The organism is Pseudomonas sp. LD120 (assembly GCF_009861525.1).
Lineage (GTDB): Bacteria > Pseudomonadota > Gammaproteobacteria > Pseudomonadales > Pseudomonadaceae > Aquipseudomonas.
Map to the genome: position 1 here is coordinate 44,734 of NZ_WVHL01000004.1, position 26,497 is coordinate 71,230.

Annotated in this window: 28 protein-coding genes, 1 tRNA gene and 1 pseudogene; 23 read left to right on the plus strand and 7 right to left on the minus strand. The window is 62.0% G+C overall.

Annotated elements, in window-relative coordinates; translation table 11 throughout:
* Window positions 1-28 precede the first annotated feature (28 nt).
* Window positions 29-298 carry a hypothetical protein gene (locus tag PLD_RS13810; RefSeq protein WP_159893580.1) on the minus strand — a complete coding sequence of 90 codons (270 nt, stop codon included), beginning with the start codon at window positions 296-298 and terminating at the stop codon, window positions 29-31.
* A 421-nt stretch (window positions 299-719) separates the two neighbouring features.
* Between PLD_RS13810 and PLD_RS13815 the strand changes: the two genes are divergently transcribed.
* From PLD_RS13815 to PLD_RS13845, 7 genes are all read left to right on the plus strand, one after another.
* The gene (locus PLD_RS13815) at window positions 720-998 is read left to right on the plus strand and encodes a BrnT family toxin (RefSeq protein WP_159893582.1); all 279 of its coding nucleotides are present in this window, start codon (window positions 720-722) and stop codon (window positions 996-998) included.
* Window positions 976-1,239, plus strand: coding sequence for a BrnA antitoxin family protein (locus tag PLD_RS13820; RefSeq protein ID WP_159893584.1), 264 nt, complete (start codon window positions 976-978; stop codon window positions 1,237-1,239). Before PLD_RS13815 ends, PLD_RS13820 begins: the two co-directional genes overlap by 23 nt.
* A 220-nt stretch (window positions 1,240-1,459) precedes the next feature.
* Entirely contained in the window at window positions 1,460-2,020 is a 561-nt protein-coding gene (locus tag PLD_RS13825) for a YbhB/YbcL family Raf kinase inhibitor-like protein (protein WP_159893586.1), read from the plus strand.
* 88 nt (window positions 2,021-2,108) lie between these two features.
* Entirely contained in the window at window positions 2,109-3,878 is a 1,770-nt protein-coding gene (locus tag PLD_RS13830; protein ID WP_159893588.1) for a VWA domain-containing protein, read from the plus strand.
* A 37-nt stretch (window positions 3,879-3,915) separates the two neighbouring features.
* Window positions 3,916-4,497 (plus strand): RNA polymerase sigma factor, encoded by a 582-nt coding sequence (locus tag PLD_RS13835; RefSeq protein WP_159893590.1) that lies wholly within the window; start codon window positions 3,916-3,918, stop codon window positions 4,495-4,497.
* The gene (locus tag PLD_RS13840) at window positions 4,494-5,177 is read left to right on the plus strand and encodes a hypothetical protein (protein ID WP_159893592.1); all 684 of its coding nucleotides are present in this window, start codon (window positions 4,494-4,496) and stop codon (window positions 5,175-5,177) included. Before PLD_RS13835 ends, PLD_RS13840 begins: the two co-directional genes overlap by 4 nt.
* 72 nt (window positions 5,178-5,249) lie before the next feature.
* Window positions 5,250-5,438, plus strand: a complete 189-nt coding sequence (locus PLD_RS13845) for a hypothetical protein (RefSeq protein ID WP_159893594.1) — start codon at window positions 5,250-5,252, stop codon at window positions 5,436-5,438.
* Between the two features lie 18 nt (window positions 5,439-5,456).
* On the opposite strand, the gene PLD_RS13850 is transcribed toward PLD_RS13845, so the two are convergent.
* From PLD_RS13850 to PLD_RS13860, 3 genes are all read right to left on the minus strand, one after another.
* Window positions 5,457-5,921, minus strand: coding sequence for a hypothetical protein (locus PLD_RS13850; RefSeq protein WP_159893596.1), 465 nt, complete (start codon window positions 5,919-5,921; stop codon window positions 5,457-5,459).
* On the minus strand, window positions 5,905-6,756 hold the full coding sequence (locus PLD_RS13855; RefSeq protein WP_159893598.1) for a hypothetical protein: 852 nt from the start codon (window positions 6,754-6,756) through the stop codon (window positions 5,905-5,907). Before PLD_RS13855 ends, PLD_RS13850 begins: the two co-directional genes overlap by 17 nt.
* Window positions 6,757-6,931: 175 nt before the next feature.
* Window positions 6,932-7,008: transfer RNA gene (locus PLD_RS13860), tRNA-Arg, on the minus strand.
* A gap of 188 nt (window positions 7,009-7,196) precedes the next feature.
* Between PLD_RS13860 and PLD_RS13865 the strand changes: the two genes are divergently transcribed.
* The 9 genes from PLD_RS13865 (at window position 7,197) to PLD_RS13905 (ending at window position 14,902) form a co-directional block, all read left to right on the plus strand.
* Complete coding sequence (locus tag PLD_RS13865) at window positions 7,197-7,739, plus strand: RNA polymerase sigma factor (protein WP_159893600.1); 543 nt, start codon at window positions 7,197-7,199, stop codon at window positions 7,737-7,739.
* Window positions 7,740-7,858: 119 nt separating this feature from the next.
* On the plus strand, window positions 7,859-8,086 hold the full coding sequence (locus tag PLD_RS13870) for a RebB family R body protein (protein WP_011058560.1): 228 nt from the start codon (window positions 7,859-7,861) through the stop codon (window positions 8,084-8,086).
* A gap of 24 nt (window positions 8,087-8,110) precedes the next feature.
* Window positions 8,111-8,776 carry a hypothetical protein gene (locus PLD_RS13875; RefSeq protein WP_159893602.1) on the plus strand — a complete coding sequence of 222 codons (666 nt, stop codon included), beginning with the start codon at window positions 8,111-8,113 and terminating at the stop codon, window positions 8,774-8,776.
* A gap of 147 nt (window positions 8,777-8,923) precedes the next feature.
* Complete coding sequence (locus tag PLD_RS13880; protein ID WP_159893604.1) at window positions 8,924-9,472, plus strand: hypothetical protein; 549 nt, start codon at window positions 8,924-8,926, stop codon at window positions 9,470-9,472.
* A 112-nt stretch (window positions 9,473-9,584) separates the two neighbouring features.
* The gene (locus PLD_RS13885; protein WP_011058563.1) at window positions 9,585-9,899 is read left to right on the plus strand and encodes a RebB family R body protein; all 315 of its coding nucleotides are present in this window, start codon (window positions 9,585-9,587) and stop codon (window positions 9,897-9,899) included.
* Between the two features lie 57 nt (window positions 9,900-9,956).
* Complete coding sequence (locus tag PLD_RS13890; protein WP_159893606.1) at window positions 9,957-10,271, plus strand: RebB family R body protein; 315 nt, start codon at window positions 9,957-9,959, stop codon at window positions 10,269-10,271.
* Window positions 10,272-10,648: 377 nt separating this feature from the next.
* Window positions 10,649-12,091, plus strand: a complete 1,443-nt coding sequence (gabD, locus tag PLD_RS13895; RefSeq protein ID WP_159893608.1) for an NADP-dependent succinate-semialdehyde dehydrogenase — start codon at window positions 10,649-10,651, stop codon at window positions 12,089-12,091.
* 176 nt (window positions 12,092-12,267) lie between these two features.
* Complete coding sequence (gabT, locus tag PLD_RS13900) at window positions 12,268-13,545, plus strand: 4-aminobutyrate--2-oxoglutarate transaminase (RefSeq protein ID WP_159893610.1); 1,278 nt, start codon at window positions 12,268-12,270, stop codon at window positions 13,543-13,545.
* 142 nt (window positions 13,546-13,687) lie between these two features.
* Window positions 13,688-14,902, plus strand: coding sequence for an HDOD domain-containing protein (locus PLD_RS13905; RefSeq protein WP_159893612.1), 1,215 nt, complete (start codon window positions 13,688-13,690; stop codon window positions 14,900-14,902).
* Window positions 14,903-14,919: 17 nt separating this feature from the next.
* Here the strand turns inward: PLD_RS13905 and PLD_RS13910 are convergent, their stop codons facing one another.
* Both PLD_RS13910 and desA read right to left on the minus strand, forming a co-directional pair.
* Window positions 14,920-15,912, minus strand: a complete 993-nt coding sequence (locus PLD_RS13910; RefSeq protein WP_159893614.1) for a sensor domain-containing diguanylate cyclase — start codon at window positions 15,910-15,912, stop codon at window positions 14,920-14,922.
* Between the two features lie 278 nt (window positions 15,913-16,190).
* Window positions 16,191-17,375, minus strand: a complete 1,185-nt coding sequence (desA, locus tag PLD_RS13915) for a delta-9 fatty acid desaturase DesA (RefSeq protein WP_159893616.1) — start codon at window positions 17,373-17,375, stop codon at window positions 16,191-16,193.
* Between the two features lie 146 nt (window positions 17,376-17,521).
* Between desA and dibA the strand changes: the two genes are divergently transcribed.
* From dibA to PLD_RS13945, 7 genes and pseudogenes are all read left to right on the plus strand, one after another.
* Window positions 17,522-19,462 (plus strand): phosphodiesterase DibA, encoded by a 1,941-nt coding sequence (gene dibA / locus PLD_RS13920; protein ID WP_159893618.1) that lies wholly within the window; start codon window positions 17,522-17,524, stop codon window positions 19,460-19,462.
* 379 nt (window positions 19,463-19,841) lie between these two features.
* Window positions 19,842-20,115: pseudogene (locus PLD_RS30715) on the plus strand (GntR family transcriptional regulator); the annotation flags it as partial.
* Window positions 20,116-20,235: 120 nt separating this feature from the next.
* Window positions 20,236-20,565: a thioredoxin TrxA gene (gene trxA, locus PLD_RS13925; protein WP_159893620.1), complete on the plus strand. Its 330-nt coding sequence runs from the start codon at window positions 20,236-20,238 to the stop codon at window positions 20,563-20,565.
* Window positions 20,566-20,811: 246 nt separating this feature from the next.
* The gene (gene rho, locus PLD_RS13930) at window positions 20,812-22,071 is read left to right on the plus strand and encodes a transcription termination factor Rho (RefSeq protein WP_159893622.1); all 1,260 of its coding nucleotides are present in this window, start codon (window positions 20,812-20,814) and stop codon (window positions 22,069-22,071) included.
* Window positions 22,072-22,196: 125 nt separating this feature from the next.
* Window positions 22,197-23,663: a 4-hydroxy-3-polyprenylbenzoate decarboxylase gene (gene ubiD, locus PLD_RS13935; RefSeq protein ID WP_011064155.1), complete on the plus strand. Its 1,467-nt coding sequence runs from the start codon at window positions 22,197-22,199 to the stop codon at window positions 23,661-23,663.
* A complete protein-coding gene (locus PLD_RS13940; protein ID WP_159893624.1) occupies window positions 23,663-24,631 on the plus strand; it encodes a CDP-6-deoxy-delta-3,4-glucoseen reductase in 969 nt (322 codons plus the stop codon). Before ubiD ends, PLD_RS13940 begins: the two co-directional genes overlap by 1 nt.
* Window positions 24,632-24,844: 213 nt before the next feature.
* Window positions 24,845-25,495, plus strand: coding sequence for a gamma-glutamylcyclotransferase (locus PLD_RS13945; protein WP_159893626.1), 651 nt, complete (start codon window positions 24,845-24,847; stop codon window positions 25,493-25,495).
* A gap of 15 nt (window positions 25,496-25,510) precedes the next feature.
* Here the strand turns inward: PLD_RS13945 and PLD_RS13950 are convergent, their stop codons facing one another.
* The gene (locus PLD_RS13950; RefSeq protein WP_159893628.1) at window positions 25,511-26,488 is read right to left on the minus strand and encodes an NADPH:quinone oxidoreductase family protein; all 978 of its coding nucleotides are present in this window, start codon (window positions 26,486-26,488) and stop codon (window positions 25,511-25,513) included.
* Between the last annotated feature and the right edge of the window lie 9 nt (window positions 26,489-26,497).

A 26,497-nucleotide genomic window follows, 5' to 3' on the forward strand; every position in this document is an offset into this window, starting at 1 on the left:
GGGCGGTCGGGAAGCCGCCCTGGGGTGTTTAGAGTTCGGCCTGCGGTTGCAGGCGCCGTGATGTCACATCCAGCAGATCACAGCCATCGCGCAGCAGGATGCTGCACACCAGGGTCAGTTCCTGCAAAACCACCGGCTCGCTGCGCAGGGGCTCGGCGGCGAAGTTCTCCAGCAGTTGGGTCGCGGCGCGGATGCGAAAGGCTGCGGCGCCGTGCAGCACGTCGATGGGCGCCTGGGTGTCGATCAGCAGGGAAGGAATCAGGCAGTCGTGGCCGGTTATCGGCATGTAGCGGTTCATGATCAGTTCTCTCTATTCCGTTAGTTGAGCGGCTGTCCACTTACCGTCGCCAAACAATAGGTGGCAGTTGTGCGCAGGTTGGCGAGCCGGCAATAGAGAAAACCGACAGACCCGAAGGTCTCCCACGCACAACCGCCATAGAGCAATCATGCGGGCGCAAAAAAACCTGCAAGCAGGTTGTTTGCATTCTCTATATGTCGGGTCGCCAAACCCGAGTCGCCATAGGGACGACGGCCGGACTATAAGCCGCCGTCTTCCAGCGGTGCAAGGCAAGCGTGGCGGAGTCTTTTCCTAGAACGCTGTAGGGCTCTTCCAACACCCCGCTTATCTCGCCTCGACTGTATTTCCAGGTGTTTTCCCCAGGTGTTTTTTACTGCTGGTCGGCTAGCCTGTATGTACATTTGTAAATACGAAATTGCTCATGTACGTTGAATGGGACGAGGCCAAGAACCACGCCAACCTGCTCAAGCACGGCATCGATTTCAACGATGCGGTGCTGATGTTCCAGCGTCCGGTGCTGTCCTTGCGCGATGAGCGCCTGGACTACGGCGAGGAGCGCTGGATCAGCCTCGGTTGGATCAGGACCCTGGTGGGCGTGGTGGTCCATACCGAGCGACGGGGGCAGGCGGTGCGCATCATCTCGGCGCGAAAAGCCACTAAACGGGAGGCTAAATATTATGTCCAACGGATCGAAAACTGATGGATCGAAAACGGATTGGGAGCGCCTGGCGAAAACCGATGATCAAGGAATCGACACCACGGATATCCCTGAACTGGATGACGACTTTTTCCGTCGCGCCGAGGTGCATCTGCCGGGCAAGAAAGCCGTGACCATTCGCCTGGACGCCGATGTGCTGGAGTGGTTCAAGGGGCAGGGCGCGGGTTATCAGACGCGGATCAACCAATTGCTGCGTCAGTACATGCAGGCCCATCGAGGCTGAGGGCCTGGCGCGTCATTCCAGGAAGCGGGTGAGTTGAGCGCTGCGGTGTCTGACAGGCGGTGGAAGATGTTCGCGGTCGTTGCGGGTAGCTGAAATATTTATTTACAACCACCCCCGTCCTCAAGCTCAATCAGCCCCGCGTGGTTCACTGAACGGCGTGCTCTGTCGTGCAGGCTATAGTCTTCCGGCCCCTGATCTCATCCGCAAAAGGTGCTTTAGTATGTCTCGCTTTGCCTCCCGCAATACTTGGCTGGCCGCTGGTGCTGTGTTGTTGTGCCTGCAGTTTCCTGCGCAGGCTCAGGAGCGTTTTACCCTGAACATTCCAGGGGTCTCGGATGACCGGCTGTTTACGACCAGCAACGCCAGTGATGCCAAGGGTTGTGGCGGACACAACCACTCTCCGGCCTTGAGCTGGACTGCAGGCCCGGCCGGTACTTTGAGCTACGCCATCGTCATGCACGACCCGGACGGCGCCAAGGGCCAGGGTGTGGATCACTGGGTGCATTACGGCATCAAGTCCAGCACTCGGCAGATTCCCGCCGGAGCTGGCACCAAGTCGACATTGGAAGGCGTAGGCGGGCTCAACAGCCGTAACGGCACTGTCTACATGGGGCCGTGCCCGCCCGTGGGCGACAGCGCGCACCATTACATCATTCAGATCTATGCCCTGGATCTGGCGCCGGATGCCTTGCCGGCCGGGCTGACCCGGGCCCAGTTGCTGGAGAAGATCAACGGCCACGTGTTGCGCAACAGCAGTGTGGTGCGTCGTTATCTGCGCTGAGTGAATTTTTTTTTGGGGCTTAACCCGAATCGCTCAGGGGCTTCGTCTGAAGGGGGGAATGGATCATTTCTTCCCGAGGTCAGCCCCCATGTCCCTTCCCGTGCATTTCCTTCGTCCGGTCGCCCAGGGTTTCGCCGCCGGTCTGTTGCTGGCGGTTGCCGGCTGTGGTGTGTCGTCCAAGCCCGAATCCGCCGCCGGGTCGTCAACCCAGGGAGCATTGCCGGCTGCGCCTGAAGCGCAGTACGAGGCGCAACACGCCGATGCCGCCATGACCAAGCGCGTGGCGCATCCCATGAGGTTGTCGGCACCGATGCCGGCGCCCATCGCCGCCCGCGATTCGATCATGGCCGGTTACCGCGACGAGGCCCGTGAGCAGTACCAGAAGTTGCCGGACAACCCGATCCACAGCGTTGCCCAAGCACCGGTCTCTACCTTCAGCGCCGACGTCGATACCGGTGCTTATGCCAATGTCCGCCGCTTGCTCAACCAGGGCAGCCTGCCGCCGCAAGGCGCGGTGCGCCTGGAAGAGCTGGTCAACTATTTCCCCTACGATTACGCCCTGCCCAGCGATGGCTCGCCCTTCGGCGTGACCACCGAGTTGGCGCCCTCGCCGTGGAACCCCCACACCCGTTTGCTGCGCATCGGCATCAAGGCATCGGATCGCGTGGTGGCAGAGTTGGCCCCGGCCAATCTGGTGTTTTTGGTGGACGTCTCCGGCTCCATGGACCGCCGCGAAGGCCTGCCCCTGGTGAAAAGCACCCTCAAGCTGCTGGTGGATCAACTGCGGGATCAGGACCGGGTGTCGCTGGTGGTCTACGCCGGCGAATCGCGAGTGGTGCTGGAGCCTACATCCGGACGCGACAAGGCGAAGATTCGCAGCGCCATCGACCAGCTCAGCGCCGGTGGTTCCACGGCGGGCGCCTCGGGCATCCAGCTGGCCTATCAGATGGCCCAGCAGGGTTTTATCCACAAGGGCATCAACCGCATCCTGTTGGCCACCGACGGTGACTTCAACGTCGGCATCAGCGACTTCGACAGCCTCAAGGCCATGGCCGTCGAGAAGCGCAAGAGCGGTGTCTCCCTGACCACCCTGGGGTTCGGTGTGGATAACTACAACGAGCACCTGATGGAGCAACTGGCCGATGCCGGTGACGGCAACTACGCCTACATCGATAACCTGCGCGAAGCGCGCAAGGTACTGGTGGACCAGCTCAGTTCCACCCTGGCGGTGGTGGCCAAGGACGTGAAGCTGCAAGTGGAGTTCAACCCGGCCCAAGTCAGCGAATACCGTCTGCTGGGTTATGAGAACCGTGCCCTCAAGCGTGAAGACTTCAGCAACGACAAAGTGGACGCAGGGGAAATCGGCGCTGGGCATACGGTGACCGCCTTGTATGAAATCGTCCCGGCAGGCGAGAAGGGCTGGTTGGAGCCCCTGCGTTATGCACAGGTCAAGGCGCCGCAGCAGAGTGACAAGAATGGCGAATTGGCGATGCTGCGGGTGCGCTACAAGGCGCCGCAAGGAGGCAGTAGCCGCTTGATCGAACGGCCGATCAGCGCGCAGCAGCGGGCTAAACTGGCTGAGGCCAGCACCGACCTGCGCTTCGCTGCTGCGGTGGCGGCGTTCTCCCAGCAGCTCAAGGACGGCCGCTACACCGGTAACTTCAGCCTGACCGACACCGCCAAGCTGGCCCGGGGCGCCAAGGGCGACGATCCTTACGGACTGCGCGGCGAGTTCGTACAACTGGTGGAGCTGGCGCAAAGCCTGCAAACTCAGGCGCCGCAACCCCAGGCAGGGAATGCGCCCCAGGCCGAGGCTCAGCCCGTTGGCATGAGCTTGTTGCAGAGCCGCCTTGAATAGCCCCCTCACGAGCAGTGAACAGGAGTTCATCCGCCCCATGTCTGCTCCCCCAAAGTCCACCGACGCCAGCAGCGATGAAGCGCTGCTGGCGCGTTATCGCGCCGGAGATCCTGCGGCCTTCGAGCGGCTCTACCAGCGCCATCGCCAGGGCCTGTATCGCTTTGTGCTGGGCCTGTGCGGCAAGGCCGAGCTGGCGCAAGAGGTCTACCAGGACACCTGGCTCAGCCTGATCCGTAGCGCCAGCCAGCCCCAGGGCCGGGCCAGCTTTCGTACCTGGCTGTATCAGATTGCTCGCAACCGCCTGATCGATCACTGGCGCAAGCACGGTCAGCACAACCCGCTGCACGACAGCTATGACGAACAACTGCACGGCGAAGCCGACCACGCTCCCGGTCCCGAACAGCAACTGAGCCTGTGCCGCGACCAGCAGCGTATCGAAGCCGCCTTGCAAGACTTGCCCGAAGACCAGCGCGAAGTGTTCCTGCTGCGGGCCCACGGCGACCTGGAACTGCCGGAGATCGCCAGCCTGACCCAGGCGCCGCTGGAAACGGTGAAAAGCCGTTTCCGTTATGCGCTGAAAAAATTGCGTCGGCTCCTGGCCGAGGAGGTACGCACATGACTGACGCCCGACAGATCCCTTCCCCTGAAGAGCAGATGCTGGCGCACATTCGCCAACACAGTGCCGAGGAGCCACCGGCCCATCTGGATGCCCTGATCCTGGCCACCGCACGCCGCGAAGCCCCGGCGCCCAAGCCGAGCCTTTGGCAGCGTTGGATGCGCGCCTGCCAGCGGCCGCGCTATCAACTGGCCTTTGCCAGCCTGTTTGGTGTGGCGCTGGTCATTGGCTTGCTGCGGCCTTCCCCGGAGCACTATCCACAAGAACAGGCCTTTGTCCCTGCGCCCGCTCCAGCCCCAGCTGCACCCATGGCACGCCAGGCGGCGCCACGTTCCGCCGAGCTGGCCGGGGCCTTGAGCGTCCCTGAGCCCGCTGCCCCTTCGCCCATCGCTCCGGCGGCCCCTGTCGGCAGTGTTGCCGCGGCGCCGGAGATGGAAGCGTCCGCTGATGCAGCACCTCCTGCGCTGGCCAAGCCCAGGGCCGAGTCGAGCAAGATGGCCAAGCGCATGTCGGCCCCGGTCGAGCCCCGGACGATCAAACGGCTGGATGAGCAACTTCAGGCGGTCTTGCGCCTGTGGGAAGACGGCCAGAGTCGTGCGGCGGCCGAGCTACTGCTCCAGTTGCATGAACAGTATCCACAGGAGGATCTGGACGCGCGCCTGCAAGCCTTGCGTCGTCAATAAAGCGCGGGGGTTGGCTGTCGCCAGGGAAAGCGCGCACTATCTGCCCAGTTTCCAGAAAGTGAGAGGCCGGTCATGGCACCCCGCATCGACCGTATAGCGGCAATGTTGAACTGCCCGATCAGGGGCGCGGATATCCGTCAGGCCATCAAGGAAAGTCGCAAGGACTTCGGCCTGGAAGAGGCTGAAGAGGGCGACGACCCCGAGGCGCAGGACGAAGCCGAGCCAGCGCAGCCGGACGCCGAAGCCGACGAGGATGAATAATTCCGGCGGCCGCCGGGTTCAGCTGTAGGGCAAGGCGGGCAGGTCGATGAACTCGGCGCAGGCACCGTCCGCGGTCATGCGCCGGGCCCGTTCCGGCAGCAGCCGGGCGTGATTTTCCACCTGCCAGCGATACCCGCTCAAACGCTGCACGATACGCCGCCGGCAGGGCTCCGGTAATTGCCCCAGCAGATCGACGCTCTCGGGCGCCCAGCGGGTCCGGGTCGAGTAATAGCCGAACAGGTTTTCCCGCAGGCCGAAGCAATCCTCGATGGTTTCCCCAACGCTGTAGACGTAAAGCTCGAAGGCGCTGCTCAGTTGCTGTGCGCCATCGGCGTGGTCCCGCAGGTAAGCGAAGATCCCCGGCCAGTTGATGCAGTACAGGTGCTCGTCCCAATCGCCGTCCCGGGTCAGGTACTGGCCCTGGCCGCGAAAGAACTGGGGTATTTCCTGACGCTCCAGGGCTATTTCAAAGTTGCTTTTCATCGCGTATTCCTTCGACGTCGGTGATGTTCACGGACAGCGCCACGCATTCGATCACGCAGTCAAAACCGATTTCCAGGCGCAGGTGATAACCGGGGTTGAGGCGGGTGAGCTGGGTACGCATGCGCCCGTCGAAGCGCGTACCGCTGAGCGCCAGTTCGCTAATGCCCTGGACCTGAAGCAGCAAGCGGCAGTGGGTTGGGGCCTGGCTCGCCGGCCAGGTGGAAGGCACCGACAGCCGTCCCAGATCGCCATGCAGTTGCAGGCTCAGTTGCTCGCCTTGAACCACCGGGCCCGGGGTATTGAAGTCATAGGGCGTGGCCGCCTCATTGAAAACCGCTCGCCAGGCTTCGGTGTTGTCGATGTTGAACAGCCAGTCGCGGGTGCCCCGATCCCGCTCCGGTATTGCCCTGCATTCCTGTAGGGAGGGTAGCCGGGCGCGGGTCAGGTCTTCCTGCCACAGCGCCCGCGCCGCGATCAGCAGGCGCTGGAAGAAGTCCCGGCTGTCGTCGAGCACCGCCGGCCAAGTGCTGGGCCATTGCGCGTATTCGTCGTCATCTTCAGCAGGCTCCCAGATGTTGTCGAAGTCATAGTCCGGATCGTCCAGTGCGGCTTGCAGAACCTCTACCAGCCGTTGCCGATGACGGAAGTTCTGCTGGGGGTAGTCGCGCCGCAATGCGTAATGACGGATCAGGTATTCGCGGTCCTGGGAATCGTTGGGGTTGTAGCGGCTCAGTTCGGCATCCCGCTCCGGGCGCATGTCATAGCCCATGAAACAGCTGACCCAATCACGAATGTCTGGCTCGAAGGGTTGATTGTGCAGGGGATGGCGCAGCATCGGGACCTCCTGTCCGGGGGGGCTGGGAATGTAGCAAGTCGCGCTCCACCGGGACAGCCTCCAGTCGCGAGCCGTCGTTCTGGATCAGGGAGTGAGTGAGGCTGCTGCCGGCAACGCCGGCTTTCGGAAACAAAAAAGCCCCAGGCCATCAGACCTGGGGCTTTCTCGTTGAAGCTGGTGCACCCGGCGGGATTCGAACCCACGACCCCTGCCTTCGGAGGGCAGTACTCTATCCAGCTGAGCTACGGATGCAGTGCGGGCGACATCATACCTATGTCGACTCGAAGCGTCCACGCCGGCTTGCATCCCTTTTCCACCGCCCGGCGCAATCCCCGGAAACCCGGGCCGTAGTGGCAGTTTTTCCCGCTGCATCGGCCGTTCGGCCCAGCGCAACCTGCAGCCATATCCGTGCAGTCACGGGGCACAGGGAGGTGCGGGAGATGAACTGTTCGATGCAAGAGGGCCTGCCGACAGCCTTGGCAGATCATCTGTTCGAGGCCAGCTGGAAGGCGGTGCTGCCCGGGTTGCAGCGCCGCGCCCGGCAGTTGGCGCGGGGCAACGCCGATGGCGCCCAGGAGTGGCTGGCGGCTACGGCGATCAAGGCGCTGCTGTTCTTTCGCCGTTCGCCGGAGCGGATCCGCGATCCCCAGGGTTTTCTGTTTCTGGTGCTGGATCATGTGTTTGTCGACAGCTGTCGGCGGCGGGCGCGGGAGCAGCGTCTGTTCGTGGATTTCGCCGATTTCGAGGACGACCCGCTGCAGCAGCTGGAGGCGCCGCAGATGTCGGTGCTGGAGCAGGTGGAACTGCTGGAAACCCTGGCCCTGCTCAGTCGGCGGGTGGCGCAATTGCCCTTTAAAAAGCGCCGCTTGTTTGAACTGAAGTTTGTCGACGATCTGCCCTACCCGAGCATCGCCGCCGAGCTGGGAATGAACCAGCCCCTGGCGCGCAAGCACGTGCAATTGTTGCGCGAGGCCCTGCGTTGAGGGCGTGGCAGGATTCACAGCGGGTGCGCCGGGACGTTCTTGTTCAGTGAGCCTGTTTTCGACGCTGTAGCCGGTGCCGCCGCCTTCTGCGGTGGGCCATTCCATCTAAGGAGAGATGTATGCCCGATCCAATGGTCAACTCGCAGATCACCGATGCCGTGACCCAGACCAACGTCAAGGTGGTGGCCGAAGCCCCGGCCCAGGCCATCGCCTCGTTGTATCAGGTGGCCAGCCACTCGGCGGGCCTGTCGTTGCAGAACGCGGTCAACAGCCAGCAGGCGCTGAATCAGATCTCCAACGCGGTGGTGTCCAAGGCCGTGGCGTTGATCATGGCGATCGGCGAGTAGGGCTGACAGCCCGGGAGAATCGTCATGGCGTGGTTCAAGAAGAAAACCCCACCCGCAGATGCGGTCGATGAACGTGCGAGCGTGGCGGCTGGCGCCGGCCTGGGGGCGGCAGCGGCCGAGCCTCAGGCGGCACCCAGCGAGCCTGCGGCGGCCGGCACCGATGCGGCGGCCGACCCTGCGCCTTCACCGCCGTCCGCCGCTGCAGCGCAGCCTTCGGTGATGGAGGCGATGAACGCGCAGTTGCTCAAGCAGGCTGGCAGCCCCAGCACCGACAGTACCGATGCCCTGAACAGTCAGATCGTCCAGGCGGTGCAGTTCACCAATGCCCAGACTTTCAGCTATGCCCCGGCGCAGATCGCCGCGGCGCCGGACATGATGATCAGCCAGGCCGCGGGTCTGGTGGCGCAGTCGGCGGCAGGGTATTTCGATGGGGTCAGCAAGCTGGCCCTGGCGGCCCAGGCGGTACTGCTCAAGCAGATGACCGAGAACATCGTCAAAGAGAACGTCAAAGGCGCCGCCGAAGATGCGCTCGGCGTCCTGGCCACGGACCTGATGGTGGGTGCGGCGGCCGCGGTGGCCGCTGCGGCGGGCGCCATGGAAGCCGAAGCAGCGAGTGTGGCCATCGACAAAATTGACGCCAGTATCGCCAAGTACAGCGCCACCCTGGCCAATCGGCCTTCGTCTTCCTGAACAGTCCCCTCGGGTGTGCCAGGCGCCCTTGGTTGTTGTGCTTGAGGGGGCCTGCGCTCGCGCGGTCGCTCTGTTTACCCCAGGCGTTGAAGTTCGATGGACCCGGTGCCCAGCCCTTCAACGCCATTCATCAATAAGGAGCCTGAAATGGCGAATGAAGACCCCCAGGCGGTAGCGACCATCCTCAGTTTTGCCGAAACCTATTTGAAGCGTCCGTTGACGGTTGTCGAACGCCAGGTGCTGGAGGCGTTTGTCCAGGACCAGCCGCTGGATATGTCCAGGTCCGCGCAACAGAGCGTTGATCAGGCGCGGCAGCGGGCCACGGAGCTGATGCAGGCTGATGAGCAGCGCACACGGCAGATCATCGAGCAGTTGTCCGGTGCCGGCGTCGGCAAGGCCGATCCCCAGGCCCGCGAGCGAGCGCTGCGTCAGTTGCTGGCGGCGGCCGAGGCTCAGGCCGCCGTCACTCCAGCCCCGACTGGTGCCGCACAATCGGCAACGGCGCCGAGCCCGGACCAGGCTGGCGCCGCGGCACCCACTCCCGCCCTAGCCCCTGGCGACGATCCAGCCCTAAAGGCAATGATCAGCGCCCTGGTTCAGCAGGAAGTGAAAGCCGCCGTCGAGACACGCATGGCCGAGTTGTCGCAGAAAGTCGAGGACACCCTCAAGCAGGTGCTCGTTGCTGCCGGGCAATGAGTCCCCCCTGAAAAAAACAGACGGTTCCAGGCTTCGCGGTTCACAGCAAAACGGCTGCCACGTTCACTCAATGACACGGAATGCTCCGTGTACTAACAAAGGAAGTTGAGCCATGCCACTTGTAAACGAACAAATCACCGATGCCGTCACCCAGACCAACGTCAAAGTCGTCGCTGAAGCGCCGGCCATGGCGATGGGCACCATCTACCAATCCATGGCCCAGGCCACCGCGATCCTGTTCCAGAACTCGGTCTCGGCGCAGCAGCAACAAAACACCCTGGCCCAGGCCGCCACCAACCAGGGCGTGATGCAGATCTACAGCGTCGATACCACCGCCGGCGCCGCCGCGACCGAGAAGGTTGCTCAGGGCGGGGTGTCCGACAACCTCACCAGCCTGCTGACAGTGCTCAAGTCGTTCCAGAGCTAAGTCCGTGAAGGCGTGATCACCACTTTGAGTTTTTCCTGCTGAGAAAATGGAGTTTTTATGAGCACAGTCAGTCCGCAAATCACCGATGCCGTCACCCAGACCAACGTCAAGGTGGTTGCCGAAGCGCCGGCCATGGCGATGGGCACCGTCTACCAATCCATGGGCCAGTCCGTGGCCATCCTGTTCCAGAACTCGGTGTCGGCGCAGCAACAGCAAAACACCCTGGCCCAGGCTGCGACCAACCAGGGCGTCATGCAGATCTACAGCGTCGACACCACCGCCGGTGCGTCGGCCACCGAGAAGGTCGCCCAGGGCGGTGTGGCCGACAACCTCACCAGCCTGCTGACGGTGCTCAAGTCGTTCAGCAACTGACCCGTCTTCAGGCGTCATGCCAACGCCCCCGCGGTCTGCAGGCCGCGGGGGCGTTGTCTTTTGCCTGGTGGCCTGGGAGGTTGAAGCGGATTTTTTACCGCTAGGCGCCTTTACGTTCTTTTTTTCGAACAGCCTATTGTCCTTTACCCCTGTTGACCCTAGGATTCGTTTGAGATTTCAAACGCTCTTGCCTGGGTGCCCAAGCACACGTCTATCCTTGTGTGCGACATTTTCGTGCTGTGACCCAGTGAACGATTTTCCTGACGGCAGCTTTGTCCCGGCTTTCGGACGCGCCAGCGCGGTCCATGCCTGACAGGGCGCCTTTTTTACAATCACAATTCGCCCCGCGTATGCGCGGTGCTGTTAAGGAAGCCGACATGCAGCTCAAAGACGCCCAGTTGTTCCGCCAACAAGCCTTCATCGATGGAGCTTGGGTCGACGCGGACAACGGCCAGACGATCAAGGTCAACAACCCCGCGACCGGTGAAATCCTCGGCACCGTACCCAAGATGGGCGCCGCCGAAACCCGCCGGGCCATCGAAGCCGCCGACCAGGCCCTGCCGGCCTGGCGCGCCCTGACCGCCAAGGAGCGCGCCACCAAGCTGCGCCGCTGGTATGAACTGCTGATCGAAAACCAGGACGACCTGGGTCGCCTGATGACCCTGGAGCAGGGCAAGCCGCTGGCCGAAGCCAAGGGCGAAATTGCCTACGCCGCTTCCTTCATCGAATGGTTCGCCGAAGAAGCCAAGCGCATCTACGGTGACGTGATCCCTGGCCACCAGCCGGACAAGCGCCTGATCGTGATCAAGCAGCCGATCGGCGTGACCGCGGCCATCACCCCGTGGAACTTCCCGGCGGCGATGATCACCCGTAAAGCCGGCCCGGCCCTGGCCGCCGGTTGCACCATGGTCATCAAGCCCGCTTCGCAAACCCCGTTCTCGGCCCTGGCCCTGGTGGAGCTGGCGCACCGCGCCGGGATTCCCAAAGGCGTGCTCAGCGTGGTCACCGGCAGCGCCGGCGACATCGGCGGCGAGCTGACCAGCAACCCGATCGTGCGCAAGCTGTCGTTCACCGGCTCCACCGAAATCGGTCGCCAATTGATGGCCGAATGCGCCAAGGACATCAAGAAAGTCTCCCTGGAGCTGGGCGGCAACGCACCGTTCATCGTGTTCGACGACGCTGACCTGGATAAGGCCGTCGAAGGCGCGATCATCTCCAAGTACCGCAACAACGGTCAGACCTGCGTCTGCGCCAACCGCCTGTACATCCAGGATTCGGTGTACGACGCCTTCGCCGAGAAATTGAAGGCGGCGGTGGCCAAGCTGAAGATCGGCAACGGTCTGGAAGAAGGCACCACCACCGGCCCGCTGATCGATGAAAAAGCCGTGGCCAAGGTCCAGGAACACATCGCCGATGCCCTGAAAAAAGGCGCGACCCTGCTGGCCGGCGGCAAGTCGATGGAAGGCAACTTCTTCGAACCGACCATCCTGACCAACGTGCCGAAAGACGCGGCCGTGGCCAAGGAGGAAACCTTCGGCCCGCTGGCGCCGCTGTTCCGCTTCAAAGACGAAGCCGAAGTCATCGCCATGTCCAACGACACCGAGTTCGGCCTGGCGTCGTACTTCTATGCCCGCGACCTGGGGCGTGTGTTCCGCGTCGCCGAGGCCCTGGAATACGGCATGGTTGGGGTCAACACTGGCCTGATCTCCAACGAAGTGGCGCCGTTCGGCGGCATCAAGGCGTCGGGCCTGGGCCGTGAAGGTTCCAAGTACGGGATCGAGGATTACCTGGAAATCAAATACCTCTGCCTGGGTATCTGATCCGGTTTCAAGCGCCGGGGGCACGAGAGCGCTGTCCCCTGGCGCGGTTTTAAAACACGTACTTTCAAGGTGGCCCGGGACCGCTCCGGCAGTCGATCATCGCATGCTGTCGCAGGCGCTTCCCCGCCCCGCAACCCTTGAATCACGCCGCTGTTGCAGCGGCGAATGAGGACACTATGAGCAAGACCAACGCATCTCTGATGAAACGCCGTGAAGCCGCTGTACCACGCGGTGTTGGCCAGATTCACCCGATCTTCGCCGACAGCGCGAAGAACGCCACCGTCACCGACGTTGAAGGCCGCGAGTTCATCGACTTCGCCGGCGGTATCGCGGTACTGAACACCGGTCACGTGCACCCGAAAATCATCGCTGCGGTGACCGAGCAACTGAACAAGCTGACCCACACCTGCTTCCAGGTCCTGGCCTACGAGCCTTACGTGGAGCTGTGCGAGAAAATCAACGCCAAGGTTCCGGGTGACTTCGCCAAGAAAACCCTGCTGGTGACCACCGGTTCCGAAGCCGTGGAAAACGCCGTGAAGATCGCCCGTGCCGCCACTGGCCGCGCCGGCGTGATCGCCTTCACCGGCGCCTACCACGGCCGCACCATGATGACCCTGGGCCTGACCGGCAAAGTCGTGCCTTACTCGGCCGGCATGGGCCTGATGCCCGGCGGCATCTTCCGCGCCCTGTACCCTAACGAACTGCACGGCGTGAGCATCGACGACTCCATCGCCAGCATCGAGCGAATCTTCAAGAACGACGCCGAGCCGCGTGATATCGCCGCGATCATCATCGAGCCGGTGCAAGGCGAAGGCGGCTTCTACGTCGCGCCGAAAGAGTTCATGAAGCGCCTGCGCGCCCTGTGCGACCAGCACGGCATCCTGCTGATCGCCGACGAAGTGCAGACCGGCGCTGGCCGTACCGGCACCTTCTTCGCCATGGAACAGATGGGCGTTGCCGCTGACCTGACCACCTTCGCCAAATCCATCGCTGGCGGCTTCCCGCTGGCCGGTGTCTGCGGCAAGGCCGAATACATGGACGCTATCGCTCCAGGCGGCCTGGGCGGCACCTACGCCGGTAGCCCGATCGCCTGTGCCGCTGCTCTGGCGGTGATGGAAGTGTTCGAAGAAGAGCACCTGCTGGACCGCTGCAAGGCGGTGGGCGAGCGTCTGGTGAACGGCCTCAAGGCCATCCAGGCCAAGTACCCGGTGATCGGCGAAGTGCGTGCCCTGGGCGCGATGATCGCGGTGGAACTGTTCGAGAACGGCGACAGCCACAAGCCGAACGCCGCTGCTGTGGCTCAGGTCGTGGCCAAGGCTCGCGACAAGGGGCTGATCCTGCTGTCCTGCGGCACCTATGGCAACGTGCTGCGGGTGCTGGTGCCGCTGACCTCGCCGGACGAGCAACTGGATAAAGGCCTGGCCATCATCGAAGAGTGCTTCGCCGAGCTCTGAGTGGATGGTGTTGTGACCTGATCGACAAAAAAACCCGCTTCGGCGGGTTTTTTTCATCCCCAGGCGGTCCATAGGGGATTTGCGCTGTATGGAAGCCCGTGCATTGACTAAGGTGCAAAGGATTGTCTAGGGAGCGTGCTGCATGACCGCTGTTGATTTGCCTGCTGTACCTCGCGTGCTGATTGCCGAGGCCGATCCCTGGTCCGGTGATTTGCTCAAGCAAGTGCTGTTGAACGTGCGCTGTGACGCTCGCGTTGATCTGTGTGCCGACGGCCAGGCAGCCCAGGGCCTGCTGAGCGCCAAACCCTATGACCTGATCATTGCCGACTGGGAGTTGCCGGGCGTCGACGGTCTGTCGTTGCTGCGGGCCGTGCGTCAGCGCAAGCGTGATCCGATGCAGCCTTTTATCCTCCTCAGCGTGCGCAGCGACAGTGCCAGCGTGCGCGAGGCCCTGCCGTTGGCGCCCACCGCCTACCTGACCAAACCCCTGAACATGGAGGGGCTGACCCAACGCCTGCAAGGATTGCTGTTGGGCGCTGACCAGGAGGTTTCGTACGAGATGCCGGTGCTGGCGCCGGGCATGACTCTGTGGCGCTTTCTTGAACACCGTCGCGAGATCGCCGACGGTGCACCATTGCTGACGGACGTGCAGTCGGCGGTCAAGGCCAGCCTTACCCCCGAAGGCCTGGATCTCAAACAGTTGGAAGAGCAACTGCGCACTGACCCGCAGGTCACCGCGGTGCTTATTTCTGCCGCTAACAGTGCCGCCCAGCACCACGGCGCGGGCGTGCAGACCCTGTCCCAGGCGCTGTATCAGTTGGGCGCCGGGCAAAGCATGAATCTGATCCTCGGCATGACCCTCAAGCGCACTGCGCGCCTCAGTGATCAAGCGCTGACCGATTACGCCGAGCGGTACTGGGCGCTGTCACTGCACACTGCGCAATATGGCCGGACCCTGGCCCGCCTGCTGGACCTCGACCATGAACGCTGCTACTGCGCGGGGCTTCTGCACCGATTGGGCGATCTGGCGCTGCTGCGGTGCCTGCAAGAGTGGAAGCAGGAAGGCGGTGAACTGGATGATCAGGAGGCAATTGGCGATGCCCTGGAGCGTTTTGGCGCGGCCTACGGTTCGGCCTTGCGCACCCGCTGGCGCATGCCTCTGGAACTGCGCGACTTGATTGCCTCGATCTATCAACTGGGCGGTGGGGTGTATTCGCGCGAGGCGCTGGTGATGAACCTGGCGGCGCAACTGGCGCGCTTGGGCGAGCATGAAGGGGTGGAAGAAATTGCGCGCTGCAAGAGCGCACGGCTGCTGAAAGTCGGCCTGCCGGAGTTGACCCGGTTGCGCAAAGGTTAGAACCAGCAGGCTGGCAGTCACCCGCTGACGATGCGGTTCTTGCCTTGGCGCTTGGCTTCGTACAGGGCCGCGTCGGCGCGGGCGAACAGGCTGTCGAGGTCGGTGTCCTCCGGCAACCGGCCGGTCAGGCCCTGGCTGACGGTGATGCTGAAGGTCTGGCCGTGGTGACTGAAGGCCTGACGCTGGATCTCCCGCTGCAAGCGTTCGGCCACCTGGCGTGCCAGGTTGGCGGAGCAACCGGGAAACACCGCGGCGAACTTCTCGCCGCCGATGCGCCCGAACACATCCCCCCGACGCAGTACGGCGTGTCCGGTTTCGGCGATGCGTTGCAGCACGATGTCGCCTTCGGGGTGGCCGTAGGTATCGTTGATCACCTTGAAGTCATCGATGTCCAGTAACAGGAAAGCCAGGGGCGAACCCCGCAATCTTGCCTGTTCGAACTCGCGGTTGGCGCATTCGAAAAAGTGCCGGCGGTTGCTGCTCTGAGTCAGCACGTCAGCGGTGGCCAGACGTTGCAGTTCGGTTTGCAGGTGTTTCTTTTCGGTGATGTCCTCGGCGATGCCGACCACGATCAGTCGCTGCCCGGGCTCGGCATTGCGGTTGATGAAGCACTTGTCGCTGAGCCAGCGCACCTGGCCCGTCGCATCGATGATGCGATACTCGCGATCTTCCATGGCGCCTTTTTCCAGAACCTGGGCCAGGGTGCGTTGGGCATACGCCAGGTCGTCGGGGTAGATGCTGTCGCGCCACTGGTTGTAGTCCGCCAGCAGCAGTCCGGTGGGGCGACCGAAGATTCGCTCGTACGCGGGACTGACGTATAGCACCTGTCGATTGTCCCAATCGAAGGCCCAGAGTAAGGCGTTGACACTGACCAGCAGCGAATTGAACAGTTGTTCACGTTCTGTCAGGCGTGCGACTTCGCCTTGGGCGTGCATCAGGGCCATCAGGGTGTGCGCGGCCTCGGGCCACTGTTGAAGCGTGGAGGGCGTGTGTGGGTTCTTGTTGACCATCGGCACTGATCTCAAAAGGCGTGCCGCGCGGTGTTCTACAGCGGCTACAACCAAACCCGCCTGGGTGGCGAAGTGTTGCTTGAGATAAGGGATCGAGCACTTAGTTCCCGGGGTTGGAAGCGATACGCTGAGCCCCCGCCGGACGGTCGTCGGGGCCTGCAGGGCGGCGGCGGGAATGTTTTGTGGCAAGGCTGTTTGTCGCCGTGACAGCTATGGCGTTGCCGCTGAGCAGGAGCCGGCGCCCTCGTCACAGTCCGGCTGTGATGAGGGCGCTTGGATCAGGCGGCGTTAGGGCGCAGCGAGTAGGTTTTCAACTGATCGGCAAAGTCGCGCAGGGACTGGATGCCGCTGGCTTCGGCTTCGTGGACCCATTCCTTGATCGCGGCCAGCATGTCGTGGCCATTGGCGCTGGTCTTGACCCAGATCTGTTGCAGGGCCAGGCGTTTTTCGTAGATCACCTTCAAGGCCTGGCTGTGCTCCAGCATGTTCTGGATGCGCAGGTGGTGACGGTCTTCCAGCAAGCTGGTTTCCCGGGACAGCAAGCGCTTGGCGCGACGGAACTGGTGGCGTACCGAGTGATCGACCTTGTCCAGCTCTTGCTTGACCAGCGGGCCGATCACCAGCTTGCGGTACTGAGCCATGATCTGGAACCGGTTGTTGAGGATCGCCATGGCGGTGTCCATGTCCAGGTGCCCCTTGCCTTCGACCCGGTGGGCGATCGGTGCCACGCGCTGAACCTTGGCCAGGCGCAGGAAGCTGAAGACCTTGATCCAGGCCCAGCCCAGGTCGAACTCCCACTTCTTCACCGAGAGCTTGGCCGAGTTGGGGTAGGTGTGATGGTTGTTATGCAGTTCTTCACCGCCAACGATGATGCCCCACGGCACCAGGTTGGTGGCGGCGTCTCGACATTCGAAGTTGCGGTAGCCCACGGCATGGCCCAGGCCGTTGATCACGCCAGCAGCCCACAGCGGAATCCACATCATCTGCACCGCCCAGATGGTGATGCCGATGGTGCCGAACAGCAGCAGGTCGATGACGGCCATCAGCGCCACGCCTCCGAGTTTGTAGCGGCTATAGAGGTTGCGCTCGATCCAGTCTTCCGGGCAGTTCTTGCCGTAGATGCGCAGGGTCTCGGGGTTTTTAGCCTCTTCGCGATACAGCTCGGCGCCTTTGCGCAGCACTGTGGACAAGCCCTTGATCACCGGGCTGTGGGGATCGTCGACGGTCTCGCATTTGGCGTGGTGCTTGCGGTGGATAGCAGTCCACTCGCGGGTGTTCTGCGCCGTGGTCAGCCACAGCCAGAAGCGGAAGAAGTGTTTCAGGCCGGCGTTGAGTTCCAGGGAACGGTGTGCGGAGTAGCGGTGCAGATAGACCGTGACCGCGACAATGGTCACGTGGGTCATCAGTAGGGTGACTGCCACCAGTTGCCAGGCGGACAAGCCAAGTAAACCTTCGTACCACATAGGCGATGAGGCCCTCGATAAAGAAAAAAACAGCTCCGGCATTATCACTCAGTGCAGTGAGAAAACCAGTCACCCTTTCAGATAAGAGTGGCGGCATGTTTCTTCCTCTATAATCCCAAACTTTTCGTGTGGAAATAGACGGACTTATGTCGGTGTCTTATCGCAATGGCTTGCGTGCCGCGCTGCTCTACTTGCTGCTGTCGTTGATCTGGCTACAGCTCAGTGGTTATTTATCGAGCAGTTTCTTCGATAATTTTGCCGATCAGGCCCGCTGGCAACGTATCAGTGGCTACGCTTGGGCGCTGTTCAGCGCCGTGCTGATCTTCTTTGCCCGGGCCCGTCTGTTACGGGTCATGGGGGCGGATCGCTGGCTGCGTCATCAACACAAGGACCGTGAGCGCCTGCGCCAGGCGGCGGCGGTGTTCGACTGTACCCGCGAAGGGGTGCTGGTGAGCGACACCCAGGGCCAGATCGTTCACGTCAATCGCGCGTTCATCGAGATTACCGGCTATCAGCGTGAAGAAGTGCTGGGCCATCAGCCGAGCATGTTCAAGTCGGGTCACCATTCAGCCGATTTCTACAAGGCGATGTTCGACGCCTTGCAGCAGTGCGGCGAGTGGAGCGGCGAAATCTGGAACCGGCGCAAGAGCGGTGAAATCTATCCGCAATGGCAGACCATTCGTGCGATCCACGACGACCAGGGTGAACTGACCCATTACGTTGCGGTGTTTTCCGATATCAGCGCGATCAAGGATTCTGAGCACGAATTGGCCCACCTGGCCCACCACGACCCCTTGACCGACCTACCCAACCGCTTGTTGTTCACCGATCGTGCCGAACAGGCCCTGGCTTCGGCACAGATTCACAAGCGTGGCTGCGCCCTGCTGATGATCGACCTCGATCACTTCAAAATGATCAACGATAGCCTCGGTCACAACCTTGGGGATCAGTTGCTCAAGGCTGTCGCCGAGCGCTTGGGGGGCATGTTCGGCCCGGGCATTACCTTGGCGCGGCTGGGCGGTGACGAGTTCGCGGTGCTGGCCGAAAGCTGCCCGCAATTGGTGCAGGCCGCGGCTCTGGCCCAGCGCATCATCGATGGCCTCAAGGAGCCCTTTGAGTTGGGCGAGCAGCGATTGCTGATCAACGCCAGCATCGGCATCAGCCTGTTCCCCAGCGACGCCCTGAGCGCCAGCCAACTGCTGCGTAACGCCGATGCGGCGTTGTTCAAGGCCAAGAGTGCCGGGCGCAACGGGTATGCCTTGTACACCGAAGAACTCACCGCCCACGCTCAGCGACGGGTGGAGATCGCTTTTGAACTGCGCCGTGCCCTGGAGCAGCAGGAGCTACGGGTCTACTACCAGCCGGTGCACGACCTCCAAAGCAGCCGCCTGATCGGCGTTGAGGCCTTGGTGCGCTGGCAGCACCCGCAGCGCGGTCTGGTGTCGCCGGCGGAGTTCATCCCGATTGCCGAGCGCACCGGGATGATTGCCGAGATCGATGCCTGGGTTATGCAGCAAGCCTGTCGGCAGATGTGCCAATGGCAGGCTGACGGCGTCGAGCTGTCGTTTGTCGCGGTGAATGTGTCGACCCGCCTGTTTGCTCGCAGCGAGTTGTATCAGCAGGTGGCCCAAGTGCTGCACGACACGGGGTTGGACCCGGCCTATCTGGAACTGGAAGTCACCGAGAGCGCGGTGATGGATGATCCGGAGGTGGCGTTGGAACAGATGCACCGCCTGCGCGAGCTGGGCATCCGTCTGGCCATCGACGATTTCGGCACCGGTTATTCATCCCTGCTGCGGCTCAAGCGCCTGCCGGTGCAGAAACTCAAGATCGACCAAGGCTTTGTCGCCGGGTTGCCGGGTGACGAAGACGATGCGGCGATTTCCCGGGTGATCATTGCTCTGGCCCAGAGTATGGGCATGCAGGTACACGCCGAAGGCATCGAGCAGGCGGAACAGGCACGGTTTCTCCTCGATCACGGGTGCGACCTGGGCCAGGGCTACTGGTTCGGCCGGCCGATGCCGGCAGAACAGTTGGTCTGGGGAAACGCCCCTGCGATCACCAAGACCCCCGAGGACTGCTGCTAGATCGTCAGGCAAGGCGCTGCAGGCCTTGTCGCAGCCCGCCAAGACTCGACAGCGGCTACGGGTGTACGGTGTGTAGGCGCTGCCGCCGGCTGTGAAGCCGGCGCGGCGACCTTGAGCGTGCCGCAGGCCATTACATCATCCAGAACTCGGGCCTGGGGGCTGGCTCAGCAGCAGGCTGGCGAACGGCTCAGAGAGCAGGGCGTTGCAGCATTTGGTCGTGGCGAAGCTCCGCAGCCTTGGGAAGTGATGTCTCTACGGCGACACCGCACGGCCCCCGCCAGTCCTCGCCAAAAGCCCTGTATGTACGGGTTTCACTGGGATCTATCGGTCTTGCTGGTCTGAGCAGAGGGCGATTGTTCGCACCCGGATCGAGCCTTGGCTGGGTTTTGCCTTTCACCCGAAGATCCTTCTGGCCAGTGGCAACCCGGCGACGCTGAGCATTCTCGGTTGCAACGCGGAGATCTTCCTGGAGCGTCAGAAGTTGCCGTTCATCCGGTCGGAGCGGGCCATGGAAATCCGGCTGGAGCCTGGAAAAATCCTCCGGACCTTGGCCTGGCATGCCTGCGGGGTGGCGCCAAAAGGCCATGCAGGAGCATGTGCCCAGTGCGGCGCTGCGCAGCGGAATTGCCTTTGCCACTCCCGCTTCTTCCTGAGCTGAGCTATACCCAAACTCATGGGGCACCATAGTGAGAGTCAATCATCTGCGGCTTCCTGAACGGGGGAAGGGCAGATATGATGGGCCACGTTTTTTTGCTTACAACCTGGAGAATTCCATGAGCAGCGATCTTATCAAACACGTCAGCGACGCCAGTTTCGAGGCCGACGTACTCAAAGCCGAAGGCGCTGTACTGGTCGACTATTGGGCTGAGTGGTGCGGCCCATGCAAAATGATCGCTCCGGTTCTGGACGAAATTGCTGAGACCTACCAAGGCAAACTGACTGTTGCCAAGCTGAACATCGACGAAAACTCGGAAACCCCGGCCAAGCATGGCGTGCGTGGTATCCCGACCCTGATGCTGTTCAAGAACGGCAACGTCGAGGCCACCAAGGTCGGCGCGCTGTCGAAGTCGCAACTGGCTGCTTTCCTCGACGCCAACATCTAAGCGTCGATTTGAGTGTCACTGAAAAGCCCCGCAAAATGCGGGGCTTTTTCGTAATTGAGGGCTAGACGCTCCGAAACTCAGGTGTTACATTCGGCCCCGCACTGGTTTCTCCAGCGCCCCCTGCAAGCCGTCGCCGACGCTCTCCTTTTCGAATAAGTACGCGATCCTGTCGCCTTCTCTGCGGCGCGGCCTCATTAAGCCAAAAGCTTAATTTCCCCCCTCTATAAATGATTACGTCATTCCTATATGAATCTGACTGAACTCAAGCAAAAGCCGATTACCGAACTGCTCGAATTGGCCGAACAGATGGGCATAGAAAATATGGCCCGTTCGCGCAAGCAGGACGTGATTTTCTCCCTGCTGAAAAAGCACGCGAAAAGCGGTGAGGAAATCTCCGGTGATGGCGTGCTGGAGATCCTCCAGGACGGCTTCGGCTTCCTCCGCTCCTCCGACGCCTCCTACCTGGCCGGCCCGGACGATATCTACGTCTCGCCAAGCCAGATCCGTCGCTTCAACTTGCGTACCGGCGACACCATCGTTGGCAAGATTCGCCCTCCCAAGGAAGGCGAGCGTTACTTCGCGCTGCTCAAGGTCGACACGATCAACTACGATCGCCCCGAGAACGCCAAGAACAAGATTCTGTTCGAAAACCTGACGCCGCTGTTCCCGACCGTGCGCATGAAGATGGAGGTCGGCAACGGTTCCACGGAAGACTTGACGGGTCGTGTCATCGACCTGTGCGCCCCGATTGGTAAAGGCCAGCGTGGTCTGATCGTTGCTCCGCCGAAGGCGGGCAAAACCATCATGCTGCAGAACATCGCGTCGAACATCACCCGTAACAACCCTGAAGTTCATCTGATCGTGCTGCTGATCGACGAGCGTCCGGAAGAAGTGACCGAGATGCAGCGCACCGTGCGTGGCGAAGTGGTTGCCTCGACTTTCGACGAGCCGCCAACTCGCCACGTGCAAGTGGCCGAGATGGTGATCGAGAAGGCCAAGCGCCTGGTCGAGCACAAGAAGGATGTGGTGATCCTGCTGGACTCCATCACCCGTCTGGCCCGTGCCTACAACACCGTGATCCCGAGCTCCGGCAAGGTGCTGACCGGTGGTGTCGATGCCCACGCCCTGGAGAAACCCAAGCGTTTCTTCGGCGCCGCGCGCAACATCGAAGAAGGCGGCTCGCTGACCATCATCGCCACCGCGCTGGTTGAAACCGGCTCGAAGATGGACGAAGTGATCTACGAAGAGTTCAAGGGTACCGGCAACATGGAGCTGCCCCTGGATCGCAAGATCGCTGAAAAGCGCGTCTTCCCGGCTATCAACATCAACCGCTCCGGCACCCGCCGCGAAGAGTTGCTGACCGCCGACGACGAGCTGCAGCGCATGTGGATTCTGCGCAAGTTGCTGCATCCGATGGATGAAGTCGCGGCCATCGAGTTCCTGGTCGACAAGCTGAAACAGACCAAGACCAACGATGAGTTCTTCCTGTCGATGAAACGCAAGTAAATCGATCAGGCCAGCAAGAGCCGGGGAAACCCGGCTTTTTGCTATCTGACATTCTCTATTCTGAACCTGTGGGTTCGGCGCTAAACTGCCTGCCCCGAATGCCACGGCGAAAACGAGGCTCACGCATGCAGTATCGCGACTTGCGCGACTTTATCAGCGGCCTGGAACAGCGCTCGGAACTCAAGCGCATCCAGGTTCCGGTGTCCCCAGTGCTGGAAATGACCGAGGTCTGCGATCGCACCTTGCGTGCCAAAGGCCCGGCCCTGCTGTTTGAAAACCCCACCGGTTATGACATCCCTGTGCTCGGCAATCTGTTCGGCACCCCTGAGCGCGTGGCCTTGGGGATGGGCGCCGAGGCCGTCAGTGAACTGCGGGAAATCGGCAAGCTGCTGGCCTTCCTCAAGGAGCCGGAGCCGCCCAAGGGGCTCAAGGACGCCTGGTCCAAGCTGCCGATCTTTCGCAAGATCATTTCCATGGCCCCCAAGGTGGTCAAGGATGCGGTGTGCCAGGAAGTGGTGATCGAGGGCGACGATGTCGACCTGGGCATGCTGCCGGTGCAGACTTGCTGGCCCGGCGACGTCGGGCCGCTGATCACCTGGGGCCTGACCGTGACCAAGGGGCCGAACAAGGACCGGCAGAACCTGGGCATCTATCGTCAGCAGGTGATTGGCCGCAACAAGGTGATCATGCGTTGGTTGAGCCATCGCGGCGGCGCGCTGGATTACCGCGAGTGGTGCGAGAAGCACCCGGGCCAGCCGTTCCCGGTATCGGTGGCCCTGGGCGCGGACCCGGCAACCATTCTCGGCGCCGTGACCCCAGTGCCGGACAGCCTCTCCGAATACGCCTTCGCCGGCCTGCTGCGGGGCAATCGCACCGAGCTGGTGAAGTGCCGTGGCAACGACCTGCAAGTGCCGGCCACTGCCGAAATCATCCTAGAAGGGGTGATCCATCCGGGCGAGATGGCCGATGAAGGCCCCTACGGCGACCACACGGGTTACTACAACGAGGTCGACAGCTTCCCGGTGTTCACCGTGGAGCGCATCACCCATCGTATCAAGCCGATCTACCACAGCACCTATACCGGCCGGCCGCCGGATGAGCCAGCGATTCTCGGCGTGGCGCTCAACGAAGTCTTTGTGCCGATCCTGCAGAAGCAGTTCCCGGAAATCACCGACTTCTACCTGCCGCCCGAGGGCTGTTCCTATCGCATGGCGGTGGTGACCATGAAAAAGCAGTACCCGGGCCACGCCAAGCGCGTGATGCTGGGTGTCTGGTCGTTTTTGCGACAGTTCATGTACACCAAGTTCGTTATCGTCACCGACGACGATATCAACGCCCGGGACTGGAACGACGTGATCTGGGCCATCACCACGCGCATGGATCCCAAGCGCGATACGGTGATGATCGACAACACCCCGATCGACTACCTCGACTTCGCCTCGCCGGTGTCCGGCCTGGGCTCGAAGATGGGGCTCGACGCCACTCACAAGTGGCCCGGAGAAACCACCCGAGAGTGGGGCCGGGTCATCGTCAAGGATGAGGCGGTCACCCGCCGGATCGATGCCATCTGGAATCAGTTAGGAATAGATTGATGCGTGTAACCTTGCAGCCCTCCGGAGCCGTGCTTGAGACACTGCCCGGCGAGCGGATTCTCGATGCGGCGCGGCGCCTGGGCTATGAATGCCCGCAGAGCTGCCGCAATGGCAACTGTCACGTGTGCGCGGCCTTGCTGGTGGAGGGTAGTGTGCAGCAAGCCGGTGATGTGCGTGATCATGGCGAGTTCTACACTTGCATTGCAGAGCCGCTGGAAGACTGCATTGTGCTGTGGGATGGCGTCCTTGCGCTGGGAGAGTTGCCGGTGCGCAGCTTGTCGTGTCAGCTCACTGAGTGCCTTGAGATCGGCGGCGATGTCTGGCGGGTCAGGCTGCGGGCGCCAGCGGGCAAGCCACCGCGTTATCACGCTGGGCAGTATTTGATGCTGGAGCGCGACAATGGCGAGAAGTCAGCCTTCTCCCTGGCATCGGCGCCCCACTGCGGGCGTGATTTGGAACTGCATGTGCTGGTGCGCGAGAACAGTGCGCAAAGCCTGATGGAGCAACTGCAGCGCAACCGCATGGCCCGGATCGAGATGCCCTTCGGTGATACACATCTGGCTGAGCTGCCGGAGGGGCCGCTGGTGCTGATTGCCGCCGGCACCGGCATGGCGCAGATGCACAGCTTGATCGAGCATTGCCGGGCCGAGGGTTTCAAGCACCCGGTGCATCTGTATTGGGGCGTGCGTCGTCCGGAAGACTTCTATCAGTTGGAGCACTGGGATGAGTGGCAGCAATTGCCCAACCTGTATCTGCACAAGGTGGTCAGCGACCTGTGCGGCAGGGAAGGCCGTTGCGGCATGCTGCACGAGGCTGTGTGCGAGGACATCGCCGACCTGTCGGCGGTACACGTGTATGCCAGTGGTTCGCCGGCGATGATCTACGCCACTCTGGATGCGCTGGTCAGCGCGGGTATGGATGCCCATCAGATGCGTGCCGATGTGTTCGCCTACGCGCCACGCCCCTGAAAACCTCAGATCCACTCACATCTTTATAACTCTTTATATAGCCCATCGGTATTTAGCTAATTAACTAAATGCCGGTAGGTTATATCTAATCTTTCAACTTAACTGCTCGGGCTTAGTGGCACTTAACTTGCCTGAAACTCATGTGTCTTGTCGTGACTGCCAAACGTTCTATTAAGTAACTTCTTTGACGCGGGGAGCCAAACGCTATTCGCCATGACAGCCCTTGAATCCGGTTTTCTGAATCTGGCTTACCCTCCGCGGCTCGATCTGGGGCCGCAACTGACCCACGAACAACTTCGCAGTTCCATGCAATCCACCATGGCCCGGCACAAGGGTGGTCCGGTCTGGCTGTTTGCCTACGGTTCATTGATCTGGCGCCCGGAGTGTTCGGCGGTCGAGCGCATGCGCGGCCGGGTACATGGCTATCATCGCGGTCTGTATCTATGGTCACACGAGCATCGCGGCACGCCGGAGCTGCCGGGCTTGGTGTTCGGCCTGGATCGCGGCGGCTCCTGCAGCGGGTTCGCCTATCGCTTGCCCGAGGAACACCTGGACGCCTCGCTGTATGCGCTCTGGCAGCGTGAGATGCCTTATCCCTCTTACCGTCCGCACTGGCTCAATTGCCGTCTTGAAGATGGCAGCCAGGTTCAAGCCTTGGGGTTTGTGCTGGAGCGGCACCTGCCTAGTTACGCCGGCAACCTGCCGGATCATGTGCTGAGTCAGGTGTTCGAGAGCGCTAGCGGGCGTTATGGCAGCACCCGGGATTATGTCGAGCAGACCGTCCAGGCCCTGCGCAACCATGCCATGCCGGATCGTAATCTGGAAGCGCGGCTCAAGCGCTGCAAGGCCGGTGCCGCGGATTAAGGGTGATGGTGGCGTTCAACGCACCTGCACCACCACTTTGCCCACAGCCTTGCGCTGCCTGAGGTCATCGATGGCGCGGGCCGCTTCAGTCAGTGGGTAAACCTGAGATACCAGCGGCTTGAGCTTGCCTGCGGCGAACCAGTCGAACAATTGCTGGAAGTTGGCCGCGTTGTCCTGAGGCTGGCGCTGGGCGAAGGAGCCCCAGAACACCCCCATCACCGCCGCGCCCTTGAGCAACGCCAGGTTCACCGGCAGCTCGGGGATACGACCGCTGGCAAAACCCACCACCAACAAGCGGCCATTCCAGGCGATGGCGCGCATGGCCTGGTCGAACAGATCGCCACCCACCGGGTCGTAGATGACGTCGGCGCCATTGCCGTCGGTCAGGCGCTTGATCTCATCTTTCAGGCTGTTTTCGCTGTAGTTGATCAACTCATCGGCGCCAGCGGCCTTGGCCACGGCGAGTTTTTCCACGCTGCTGGCGGCGGCGATCACCCTGGCGCCCATGGCCTTGGCGATTTCCACGGCTGCCAGTCCGACACCGCCCGAGGCACCGAGTACCAATAGGGTTTCACCGGGCTGCAGGTTGGCCCGCTGCTTGAGGGCATGCATCGAGGTGCCGTAGGTCATGCTGAAGGCGGCTGCGGTGTTGAAGTCCATGGTGGCGGGAATCGGCAGCACGTTGTAGGCCGGCACTGCGACCTGCTCGGCAAAGCTGCCCCAGCCAGTCAGGGCCATGACTCGCTCGCCCACCTTGAGCGGACCAACCTGTTGGCCCACCGCACTGATCACGCCGGCCGCTTCGCCACCCGGGGAAAAGGGGAAGGGCGGCTTGAACTGGTATTTACCCTCGATGATCAGCGTGTCCGGGAAGTTGACGCCTGCGGCATGCACGTCCAGCAGGATCTCGTTCTTCTTCGGTACAGGGTTTGCGACCTCTTCCAGCACCAGCGTTTCGGCAGGGCCGAAGACTTTGCACAGCACGGCTTTCATCAGGGCTAT